Source organism: Flavobacterium akiainvivens (assembly GCF_001278115.1).
In the GTDB taxonomy this organism is placed as follows: Bacteria; Bacteroidota; Bacteroidia; order Flavobacteriales; family Flavobacteriaceae; genus Flavobacterium; species Flavobacterium akiainvivens.
The window spans coordinates 205,886-217,510 of record NZ_LIYD01000005.1 but is presented as its reverse complement, the minus strand read 5'-3'; the positions used below and the strand labels follow the sequence as shown (position 1 = coordinate 217,510).

The window sequence follows — 11,625 nt, the reverse complement described above, 5'->3', positions numbered from 1 at the left end:
GCCCTTGACGCCTGTGCGGGTACAATAACCGGTACAACTACAGCCACCTTCCCTATCACTACACAAGGCACTACAACCATTACATGGACGTATAATGACGGTAACGGTAATACTTCAACCCAAACACAGAATGTAATTATAGACGATACTACAGCCCCTGTTATAGACGATACTACAGCCCCTGTACCAACCATCGCTACGCTACCTAATGTAACAGCACAATGCCAGTTTACTGCCGGTTCTGTTACTGCTCCTACAGCCTTTGACGCCTGTGCCGGTACAATAACCGGTACAACAACAGCCACCTTCCCTATCACAACACAGGGCACTACAACCATTACATGGACGTATAATGACAGTAATGGAAATACTTCAACCCAAACACAAAATGTAGTTATAGATGACACTACGGTACCACAAGCCTTTGCACAACATATTACTGTTGACCTTGATGGAAACCCTTCAGTTACTATTACAGCAGATGAGATTGATAACGGCTCTACAGACAATTGCAGTGATTTTACGTTAGCTCTTAGCCAGGATACCTTTACACAGGCAGGAAGCTACACCATAACACTTACAATTACAGATATAGCCGGAAATACGGCACAGGCAACAGCAACAGTTACGGTTATAGATTCTTCAATGGGGTCGGAAATATTTATCCGTCCGGAATTAACCCTATACCCACAACCTGCCGCCGAAAAACTTTTTATTTCTACTACGGGAGACATAACAGTAAAAACGGTGCGTTTATACGACCTGAACGGAAAAACGGTATATGCTGTAACCGAAAATGCACGGACAATTAATTTACCTGCACTTAGTGATGGCACTTATATTGTAATAATTTCTACCGATAAGGGTATTTATGAAAAACAACTTGTTTTAAAGAAATAATACGCTTATTTTCAGAACGGCAAGCACTTACTTATTTTAATGTTATTGTTTTATACAACACGGTTCCTGTCATTCTGTAACGAGAGGAACCGTATCTTGCTGTTATAACATGAAGTTTTAATTACCCTAAGCCTCTCAAAAAAGCAAATATTTCAAGGGCAACCAACAGGGTAACTCTGCTTTGATACAATATGTGTATTTTGATATAACTATCTATAAAAAAGGGGAAAAACCTTTTTAAAACTGAAATAAGGAATAGTTTTTACAGGAAAAAACTTTAAAAAAATAGGTTCAGGAGTTTTAAGCACCGGTTTTAAATGACGAAACCCCCAGTAAACACTGAGGGTTTCTAAACCAGCGGAGAAAGAGGGATTCGAACCCCCGGACCTGTTACAGTCAACGGTTTTCAAGACCGCCGCATTCGACCACTCTGCCATTTCTCCAGTAAGACTCGCAATTCATTTCCTGATTGCGAGTGCAAATATAGTACTGTTTTCGGTAATTCCAAAAAGTTTTTTAAGTATTTCCCGGGTATTTTCAGGTATATTTTTTAACCTTTTAATTACACGGAAGTTACCTCCAAAAAAAATCTATTAAAAACCGGTGTATTCTGTTATTTCAAGGCCATAACCTATCATGCCCACCCTTTTTGCCTGTTCGCTGTTTGTTAGCAGGCGTATCTTGCAAATATCAAGGTCGTGCAAAATTTGTGCACCTATACCAAAATCTTTCACATCCATTTTAGGCTGTGGCGCTTTAATTTCGCCTTTAGCCTGCAGGGTTTTAAGCTCTGTAACGCGTGCCAGCAGCTCGCCCGGCTCTACTTCCTGGTTAATGAATAGAATGGCTCCCCTGCCCTCCTGGTTAATTTTAGCAAACATACGCTCCAGCTTGCCATCGGCATCGCTGGTAAGGGTTCCTAAGAGGTCGTTATTAATCTGGGTAGAATTTATGCGCGTTAGCACAGGTTCGCCGTTGTTCCAGCTGCCTTTTGTAAGGGCTATGTGTACCTGCTTATTGGTGGTTTGTTCATAAGCGCGCAGCCTGAAGTTGCCATAACGGGTTTGCACCTCAAAGTCTTCGCGTTTTTTAATAAGGCTGTCGTGCTGCATACGGTATGCCACCAGCGCCTCTATAGAAATAAGTTTAAGGTCGAGTTTTTTAGCCACAACAGCCAGTTCGGGCAGGCGTGCCATAGAGCCGTCTTCGTTTAGTATTTCTACCAAAATACCGGCCGGCTGAAGCCCTGCAAGGCGCGCAAGGTCTATAGCTGCCTCTGTATGGCCTGTGCGGCGCAGTACACCACCCTGCTTGGCCCTTAGCGGGAAAATATGCCCTGGGCGGCCCAGCTCGTGCGGCTTGGTATCTTTATCTACAAGGGCTTTTATGGTCTTGGCCCTGTCGTGAACCGAAATACCGGTTGTACAGCCATGCCCTATAAGGTCTACCGATACGGTAAAGGCCGTTTGGTGCAGCACGGTGTTGTTGGTTACCATAGGGTGCAGTTCCAGCTCATCGCAGCGCTGCTCTGTAAGGGGCGCACAAATAAGCCCGCGGCCCTGGGTGGCCATAAAGTTTATCATTTCGGGCGTAACCATTTCGGCGGCGGCAATAAAGTCGCCCTCGTTTTCACGGTCTTCGTCATCTACCACTATTACAACTTTTCCGTTACGGATGTCTTCAATGGCTTCTTCAATAGTATTTAACTGTATTTTTGATGCAGTAATCATGAGTTGTATTGGCTAAAAGCCTGCTTTACAGCACGCTTATTGATAAAATAAAATATAATATAAAAAGGCAAGCCTAATAAAAGTGCAAAGATAAGGTTTACTTTTTTATGGTTATATACAATTCTTGAAACGCGGTTAACCTGCTGCACAGCCCTAAAAAGGCTAAAGTAAAATATAGCCACAGACACAAGCCCCATTATAGCCAGCGTTTTGTTTTTTATAAAACCGGGCATGCCCAGCCATATGCCCACTCCTGCTATAAGTATAGCATAGGCAATAAGCGCCAGGTTAGCCGAAAGGTTGTATTTTTCTGAATAGATAAGCAGCCTGTCATAATCTTCGTTATACAGGTTGCCGGAGTCTTTAAGCTGTTCCTGGGTTATGCCCCTGCCATCAAGTATCTTTAGCAGCTTAATGCGGTATTTGTAGGTAAAGCTACGCTGTTTACTATTGCGCACCAGGGCAATAAGTTCATCATCTTCCATGGCGTTGAGTTCGTCCCAGTCGTTACCCTTTTCGGTATGCACGGTAGCCAGGTTAATAACAGGCGGCGGTGCAGGCTTGCTGGTGGTAAACAGCTTGGTAAGCGGTGTAATAAGCCAGTCGAAGTTTATAGATACACCCAAATCATTAGTAGCCCGGTAGCTAAACAGCACCGCCAGCGGTGTGAGCACGAAAGACGACATCCAGCTGCCAAGGAATGGTGAGATACCGTTTTCCTGTGCCAGCTTTTTTCCAAAGGTGTTTACAAAGTGATATACAATAAATATAAGCACCGCAAACACTATGGGCAATCCAAGGCCTCCTTTACGGATAATGGCCCCAAGTGGCGCACCTATAAAAAACATAAGCAAGCAGGCGTAAGCAATTACATATTTTTCGTGCAGTGCAATAACGTGCTTGTTAATGTTCTTTATCTTATCCAATAGTTTTTGCTCGTTAGACGACACAAGGTAATCTACCGAGCTTATGTTGTTTGCAGCCAGGTCGAACACGCGGGCCCTGTCGGCTTTTTCAATAACATCTATAAGGTTAGCCGGTACATTATTGTTCTTTTTTACAACAATTGTATCGGTTTTTGCAGGGCGAATGGGCGCCATAACGCTACCCGGGCGGTTGGCCAGGTTTTCGGCTACGCTTTTAACCTCGTCATTATAATTTTTCTGAAGGGAATCAATAACATAATTGAGCTCGCCGGCAGTAAGCATGTTGTTGGTTTGCGAAATCTGCTCATCGTCAAGGTTATCGGTATTAAGCTGCGAGAGGTCAATATTCATAACCTGGCGCGTAAAGCTGCTTTTGGCAAACGGCTCTTTACTGCGGTCTTCTATTTTTTTGGTGGTTATTTCCTCATAGTAATAACCGTCAAAAAGCTCCAGCTGGAGCATATTTTCTTTTTCAACGCTTTTTAAAAGCCCTGTTTTAGACTTAATTACCGTAACGTTTACAGAACCCGGCCTGCGCTTGTGTATGGTTACATTGGTAAGGTGTTCGCCATCATTACCTGATTTCTTTTCTACCCTTATGTTAAACTCGCCCACGGGGTTAAACTGCCCCTCTACAATGGCAAGGGCGGGTTGCTTGTGGATAATGTTGTTGCGCAGGTTAAGGAATTTATATTCTGCCTGCGGGATAACGTTATTGGCAAAAAAGTAAGATACAATACTAAGCAGCACTATAAACACTGTAAGGCTGTGCATGGCACGGCGCAGCGATATGCCCGACGATTTCATGGCGGCAAACTCATAGTTTTCGGCAAAGGCGCCAAACGTCATGATAGAGGCCAGCAGGATAGACAGCGGCAATACCAACGGCACTATTTTGGGCGCATAAAACGCAAGGAATTTTATAATGGTAAGTATACCCAGGTCTTTACCGGCAAGCTCTGCAATAAACAGCCAGATAGCCTGAAGCACAAATATAAAGAACAGGATGGTAAATGCTGAAAGGAACGTTTTTATAAACGATGTAAGGATGTAGCGGTCTAAAATCTTCACCGGGCTTAGTCTAATCGGTTAATGTAATAGTTGGGGTACTTACTCTCGTTAAAGGTAAAATGATTTTTTGACAAAGGCTGGTTTGTTTTAAAAGAATTAATAGTAAAGGTAGCCTTGGTACCGTCTTTGTCTACCTGTATAAGGTTGTAAATGTGCTTGGTTTGGTAATCAATACCTATAAGTATATCTTTTACACCACTTTTAGTATCGGTAGGTATAAGCTTTACATACTGTATTTTGCGGCCGCTAACGGTTTGGGTTATATCCCACGAATATTTGTAGCCGGTTTTAAAAAACGTAAAAATACGGTCGGGCGTAAGGCCCTCCTCATCATTAGGGTCGTAATTGCTTATGGTAATCTCCTCGTCTTCGGGCACTATGTTGTACACCTTTTTGCCGTCGCAAAGGCGCGTAACCCCCATAAAGTTAAGCAGGTATTTGTTGCCCTCTAAGGCCACATTGCCCTTGCTTTCCTGGTTAAGGTTCTTTTTTGAATTGCTAAGCGAATACTTAAAATCTATGGTTACGTTTTTATAACTTTTAATTTTAGCGCTCACATCATCCAGCAGTTTTTTTGCCTTATCGGCATTCTGTGCCTGCACAGAAAAGCCTGATAGCAGTACAAACAATACAAAAAACCTGATGGCGCGGTGCATACTAATAGCTGTTTTCTTCATTTCTAAAAAATTGTTCCAGCGATGCGAGGTCAGTAATAAGCACACTGCGTGCCTTGCTTCCTTCAAACGGGCCAACAATACCTGCGGCTTCCAGCTGGTCTATAAGCCTGCCTGCACGGTTGTAACCCAACTTAAGCTTGCGCTGCAGTAACGATGCACTACCCTGCTGGGCCGTTACAATCACCTCTGCGGCTTCCCTGAACATCGAATCTCTTTCGCCAATGTCTATATCAAGATTAGTGCCACTTTCTTCACCCACATACTCCGGAAGCAAATAAGCCTCAGGATATGCCTTTTGGTTACCTATAAATTCGGTTATTTTTTCTACTTCGGGGGTATCTACAAAGGCACACTGCACCCGTACCAGGTCGTTGCCCTGCGTGTACAGTAAGTCGCCACGGCCAATAAGCTGATCGGCACCCTGGCTGTCAAGGATAGTACGTGAGTCAATTTTAGAGGTTACCCTAAAGGCTATCCTTGCCGGGAAGTTGGCTTTAATAATACCCGTAATAACGTTTACCGACGGCCTTTGTGTAGCAATAATCAGGTGAATACCAATAGCACGTGCCAGCTGTGCAAGGCGCGCAATGGGGGTTTCTACCTCCTTGCCTGCCGTCATGATAAGGTCGGCAAACTCATCGACTACCAATACAATATACGGAAGGAAACGGTGGCCGTTTTCAGGGTTTAGCCTGCGCTGGCGGAATTTTTCGTTATACTCCTTAATGTTACGCACCATGGCGTCTTTAAGCAGCGTGTAACGATTATCCATTTCAATACACAGTGAGTTTAGCGTATTGATAACCTTTGTATTATCGGTAATAATAGCGTCTTCGCCATCGGGCAGCTTGGCCAGGTAGTGGCGCTCTATTTTGTTAAACAGCGTAAGCTCTACCTTTTTAGGGTCGACCAATACAAACTTTACCTCGGCAGGGTGTTTTTTATACAGCAGCGATGTTAGCACCGCGTTTAACCCCACCGACTTACCCTGGCCCGTAGCACCCGCCATAAGCATGTGCGGCATTTTGGCAAGGTCGGCCACAAAGGTTTCGTTGCTAATGGTTTTGCCAAGGGCAATAGGCAGCTCCATTTCGGCCGTCTGGAATTTAGGCGATGCAATAACGCTTTTCATGGAAACCATGGTAGGCGTATTGTTAGGCACCTCTATACCTATAGTTCCCTTGCCAGGGATGGGCGCAATGATACGGATACCCAGTGCCGCAAGCGACAGGGCAATATCATCTTCAAGGCTCTTGATTTTTGATATACGGATACCGGCTTCTGGCACAATTTCATACAATGTAACCGTAGGCCCCACGGTAGCCTTAATTTGCGCAATATCAATTTTATAATTGCGCAGGGTATCTACAATGCGGTTTTTGTTTTCCTCCAGCTCGTGCTGGTTTATAGTAATGCCACCGCTTGAATAGTCTTTAAGTAAATCAATGGGCGGAAACTGGTAATTGCTCAGCTCGAGTGTTGGGTCGAACTCGCCGAAATCCTTTACCAGGCGTGCGGCCAGGTTTTCTTCCACCACATCTTCATCGGCAATTTTTTCGATAACGAAGTTTTCATCGCCGGTTTCAATAATTTCATGTTCCGGCTCTTTTGGCGCAGGCTTGTTTACGTTTAGGTTAATGGCCGAAGCATTCTCTATAGTAGGCTTCACATCTTTATTAACCTCAAACTTAGATACCGGCGGCACGGGTGGCACCGGCGCAGTATTTACAGGCTTCATCTCTATTTTAGAGAGGGCCTCTTCTTCCTCTTCATCAATATAATCATCCTCAAAATCATCTTCTACAGCATAATTTTGGGGTGCAGGTGGTGTAGTAACAGGTGCTGCCTGTGCCTCATCAGTAACCGAAAACGGCGCGGCTGTAGCGGCTGCGTGTGCCAGCTCTGAAGCCGACGGGTTTTCTTCCTCTTCCTCCTCTTCTTTTTCCCTGCGCTCAAACAGGCTCTTAAGTGCATCGGGCGACATCTTAACCCTTAGCAGCAGGAATATAAACACGGCAAACACAAGTATTAGCAATGTGCCGGTCATGCCCACATAATGCTGCATATAATCGTTAAGCTCATAGCCCATTACCCCGCCAAGCTCTGGCAGGTACTGGTTAAAGAACCCGCACAAAACGCTAACAATAAGCACCAGGTATAAATCCCAGAAAAGTGTTTTTTTAAGCTTGCCCACAGGCAAATCAAGCACCAGGTGGGCACCGATTAAAAAGAAAAAGCGAATGAGTATGAATGATGCCACACCAAAGCCCTGGAACAAGAACACATGGCCCAGCCACGCGCCAAAGCTGCCCAGCCAGTTTTGCATATTAAGGCTCCTGTCGCTAAGGTTGCGCAGCGTGCTCTGGTCTTGCTGCCAGTACATAAAGTATGATATGAACGACAGCAGCAGCGCCACAGAAAACAAAAAGAACAGTATGCCCACAAGCACCTTATGCTGGCGGGATAGTTTCCATTTTTTCTTAGGGGTGGTGGTTGCCTCAGCCTTTGCGGCCGGTTTCTTTGCTTTTGCCATTTATGCTACTTTCTGTAAAAATATCAAATATTAAAAAAGCATTGCCACTTTAGGGTAATAAATTATTGCCCCGATAACTATGGCTGCTACGGCTGCAAAAAACACTGCACCGCTGGCAATGTCTTTTATAAAGCCTATTTTAGGGTTAAAGTCAGGGTGTATAAAATCGCATATTTTTTCTACAGCGGTGTTTGCCCCCTCTATGGCCATGACCATGCCTATGGCAAGGGTTTGCAGCATCCACTCTGTAGCCGATATATCAAAGTAAAACCCGGCAGCCGTAACTGCCAGGCCTATAAAAAATTGTACGATTATGCTGTGTTCAGACGTTACAAGGCGGTATGCCCCAATAAACGAATAACTTACGCTTTTTATGCGCCCCCTGACAAATTTGTTGTCTTTCATTGTTTATACTACTGAAAACCGTATTTCAGTATTTTAGTATTTTGGTATTTCCGAGAATGCTCAATTGGAGTATCAGAATTTTTGGTATGCTGGAATTTTAGAGATTACTTATCCTACATATAATATCACATTCTATACAACTAAACAAGACGTCGAAAATTCTAAAATACAAATATACTAATATTCAGAAATTACTAAAGAGCATTTAGAGCGGCATCATAGTTAGGCTCATCTTTAAGCTCAGGAACCTGCTCTGTATACTTAACAACGCCGTTTTCGTCTATAACCACAATAGCGCGCGAGTGCAGGCCGCTAAGCTTGCCGCCGTCTATCATTACGCCATAGTTTTCGCCAAAGTTGTCGTTACGGTAGTCAGACAGGGTAATAACATTTTCAAGGCCTTCGGCAGCACAAAAACGGTCCTGTGCAAACGGCAGGTCGCGGCTTACACACAAAATTTTTGTGTTTTCAAGCCCCGATGCTTTCTCATTAAACCTCCTTACCGAAAGTGCGCAGGTTTGCGTATCGATACTTGGGAAAATGTTTATAATAAGCTTTGTACCCTTAAAATCGTCAAGGGTAGTAACCTCAAGATTGTTAGTAATAAGGCTGAAACCAGGCGCCTGTGTGCCTACTTCAGGAAGTTCGCCCCAGGTTTTTACCGGGTCGCCAAAAAGGGTTATATCTGCCATTGCGGTAGTTTTTTAGTTGAGCAAATGTAGTAAAATGGATTGTTAGATTATTGGATTTTTCGATAATTCGACTGTTCGATGGTTCGATTATTCGATACTTCGATTGTTCGATTGTTCGATGATTCGATGATTCGACTGTTCGATGATTCGACTGTTCGATGATTCGATTATTCGATGATTCGATTATTCAATCGTTGGACTATTCAATATCCGTAACGTCGAAAAATCCAATTATCGAAAAATCCAATAATCCATAAAATCTACTTTACGAAAGGCTGTTAAGAGCCGCTTCGTAGTTAGGTTCGTCTTTGGTTTCGGCAACCTGCTCGGTATACACTACCTCGCCGTTTTCGTTAACCACCACTACAGAACGCGACAGCAGGCCTTTTAGCGGGCCTTCGGCAAAAGTAACGCCATAGGCCTTGCCAAAGCTGCCTTCCTGAAAATCAGATAGTGACACTACATTGCTTAGCCCCTCGGCACCGCAAAAACGCGCCTGTGCAAACGGCAGGTCTCGGCTTATGCACAGCACTTTTGTGTTTTCAAGGTTTGAAGCCTCCTGGTTAAACTTGCGTACTGATGCAGCGCATGTACCGGTGTCTACGCTTGGGAATATATTAAGTACCAGCCTGGTACCTTTAAAATCAGATAATGATGCGGTTGAAAGATCGGCCTTTACAAGGGTAAAATCAGGTGCGGCAGCGCCGTTTTGAGGCAGGTTGCCTATGGTGTTTATTGGGTTGCCCCCAAGGGTTACTGTAGCCATTTGTGCTTGGTTTTTGTTAGGCTGCAAAGGTAGGGAATTATGGCGGGAGGACAATGATAATATTGGTGCCACCAAAAATTACACATCAGGCAAATTATCGTAGTTTGCAGCAAACATGGCTACAATTTCGCGCTCTTTTTCATCAATATTGGCAGCTGACTTATTTACAAGCAAATACGCGCTAATATCTTCATATTCATAATGTGCAAATGTTTTATTACCAAATTTTTTAGCCACAATATTACTGTATATTCTAAAACGCTGGTTCTTTTGGTAATTTTCTACTTTTCTTGATTTAAAGTCAATCGAGCGTGCCCCTGCAAATGCAAATGAGGCAGTAGGATAATCTATCAGCAGCATTGGCACAGCCAAAGCACACGTAATAAGTATATTACCAATATCGCCTTTATTGACAATTTTAGAATACTTGTATTCGCTATGCTTGTCTTTTACACAATAAAATTTAATGGCAAATACATCAAACTCATGATATTCAGCCCTTAATATATAATGATAATGGGTTACAGGAGAATAGAATTTGTAGAGAAGGGTAAAAAGATGCGCACTTTTATCTTTACAGGGTTGCTTTTGTAAAAACTCTAACGGATAGCCTTGATAATCAAATGTCAAGGCACTAAAGTATTTGACTGGCTGTTTTTTGTTCTGTGAGAAAGTTCAGAAGCATCAACAAGTTTACCTTTATTAGCGCCATCTTTAACCGAAACCGATGTTTGCCTTGCTTCCTGCAAAGGCTGCCAATGCAACCTGTCGCCCTTGGTAGGCTGGCTGTTGGTCTTAGGATTTCTGTTAGATGGTCTTAAAGTACTCATACTGCAAAGATAACGATTATTTGTCAAACTTTGACATGACAAATATTGAACCGGAACAGAACAAAAAAACGGCACACAGTAATTACCACGTGCCATTCTTTATAGTAGGCAATCTAAATTACAGGTACATAGCCAGCATGGCTACGCTCATCAATATCATTAAACCGTCTTCAATAATGGTAACGGTGCTCATGGGCAGGTTAAACACCGCACCCAGGCATGCACAACGGATGGTCTTTTTACTAAGCACGCTTTGCAGCACCCCTACAAGGCTGACCGACATGAGCACCGCGGTAAAGGCGTTGGTAAACACCGGCTGCCAGTTGGTTGCAAAGGCAAGGCCCAGGCCCAGCTCAAGGAAAGCATAGATATAGCCCCAGGCGGGTATTTTTTTGGCTACAATGTCATACATGGCATAGCTTTCGGCAAAGCCCCTAAGGTCGAGCATCTTGAAGAACGAGAACGTAAGGAAGAACCCCGCCATAAATACCCTCATAAACGCCATGCCGTTAAAAGCACCTGCTGCTGTAGCCGCAATAGTAGAGGCAACTGTAATATAGCCTGCTATAAGTAATATAGGCCTGTAGATTTGCACCCAGCTTTTGGCGGGTTCGGCTACCGGGTTGCCAAAAACATCGGTTCCCGGTGCCGGGGCAGCTGCCATATGGTGGTGACCTGCCTTCTCGCTAAGCTGGTACTTGGGGTAGTCTTTAAGTGCCTCCTGAAGTTTTGGGGTGGAAATGTGGCTACTCATGGTTACATCGGCAGTGCCTTGTGCCAGGTTAACGGTTACGCCGGTAACTTCCGGCAGCTGCTTTAGCAGGTGGCTTACTTTTGCCACACAACCTTCGCAGGTCATGTTTGTGATGTTATAGGTATGTGTCATTTTTTTAAGTCGAAAGTTAAATTAAAGGTCAAAGGCCAAAATTGAAGTCGAAAGTCGAAAGTCGAAAGCCAAAGGTCGTAAGTCACGAAAACCATACTTGTAAATTTACGACATGGCACTTGTAAAAATCCAACATTTTTGCATTTTGAATCTCAAACTCCAAAAGTGAAATATTAAGGCAAATTTAGCCCTGAAAAGTGAGAAATGGC

General features: G+C 43.8%; 11 protein-coding genes and 1 tRNA gene. 1 reads left to right on the top strand and 11 read right to left on the bottom strand.

Annotated features, from left to right (window positions below; all coding sequences use genetic code 11):
* Window positions 1–24 precede the first annotated feature (24 nt).
* A complete protein-coding gene (locus AM279_RS21075) occupies window positions 25–900 on the top strand; it encodes a T9SS type A sorting domain-containing protein (protein ID WP_449403933.1) in 876 nt (291 codons plus the stop codon).
* Window positions 901–1,258: 358 nt separating this feature from the next.
* Here AM279_RS21075 and AM279_RS01035 read toward each other — a convergent pair.
* From AM279_RS01035 to AM279_RS00985, 11 genes are all read right to left on the bottom strand, one after another.
* Window positions 1,259–1,343 (bottom strand) — tRNA-Ser (locus AM279_RS01035).
* Window positions 1,344–1,493: 150 nt separating this feature from the next.
* Entirely contained in the window at window positions 1,494–2,630 is a 1,137-nt protein-coding gene (gene ribB, locus AM279_RS01030; RefSeq protein ID WP_054405823.1) for a 3,4-dihydroxy-2-butanone-4-phosphate synthase, read from the bottom strand.
* Window positions 2,627–4,627, bottom strand: a complete 2,001-nt coding sequence (locus AM279_RS01025) for an LptF/LptG family permease (RefSeq protein WP_074961627.1) — start codon at window positions 4,625–4,627, stop codon at window positions 2,627–2,629. Before AM279_RS01025 ends, ribB begins: the two co-directional genes overlap by 4 nt.
* A gap of 5 nt (window positions 4,628–4,632) precedes the next feature.
* The gene (locus AM279_RS01020; protein ID WP_054405822.1) at window positions 4,633–5,304 is read right to left on the bottom strand and encodes a LolA family protein; all 672 of its coding nucleotides are present in this window, start codon (window positions 5,302–5,304) and stop codon (window positions 4,633–4,635) included.
* Window positions 5,285–7,837 carry a DNA translocase FtsK gene (locus AM279_RS01015; RefSeq protein ID WP_054405821.1) on the bottom strand — a complete coding sequence of 851 codons (2,553 nt, stop codon included), beginning with the start codon at window positions 7,835–7,837 and terminating at the stop codon, window positions 5,285–5,287. The genes AM279_RS01020 and AM279_RS01015 overlap by 20 nt, the downstream gene beginning before the upstream one ends.
* 30 nt (window positions 7,838–7,867) lie before the next feature.
* Window positions 7,868–8,242 (bottom strand): diacylglycerol kinase, encoded by a 375-nt coding sequence (locus tag AM279_RS01010; protein ID WP_054405820.1) that lies wholly within the window; start codon window positions 8,240–8,242, stop codon window positions 7,868–7,870.
* A 194-nt stretch (window positions 8,243–8,436) separates the two neighbouring features.
* Complete coding sequence (tpx, locus tag AM279_RS01005) at window positions 8,437–8,934, bottom strand: thiol peroxidase (protein ID WP_054405819.1); 498 nt, start codon at window positions 8,932–8,934, stop codon at window positions 8,437–8,439.
* Window positions 8,935–9,199: 265 nt separating this feature from the next.
* Entirely contained in the window at window positions 9,200–9,700 is a 501-nt protein-coding gene (tpx, locus tag AM279_RS01000; protein ID WP_054405818.1) for a thiol peroxidase, read from the bottom strand.
* A gap of 78 nt (window positions 9,701–9,778) precedes the next feature.
* On the bottom strand, window positions 9,779–10,330 hold the full coding sequence (locus AM279_RS00995; protein ID WP_054405817.1) for a hypothetical protein: 552 nt from the start codon (window positions 10,328–10,330) through the stop codon (window positions 9,779–9,781).
* Entirely contained in the window at window positions 10,327–10,530 is a 204-nt protein-coding gene (locus AM279_RS00990) for a hypothetical protein (protein ID WP_054405816.1), read from the bottom strand. Before AM279_RS00990 ends, AM279_RS00995 begins: the two co-directional genes overlap by 4 nt.
* Before the next feature lie 118 nt (window positions 10,531–10,648).
* Complete coding sequence (locus AM279_RS00985) at window positions 10,649–11,416, bottom strand: heavy-metal-associated domain-containing protein (protein ID WP_054405815.1); 768 nt, start codon at window positions 11,414–11,416, stop codon at window positions 10,649–10,651.
* Between the last annotated feature and the right edge of the window lie 209 nt (window positions 11,417–11,625).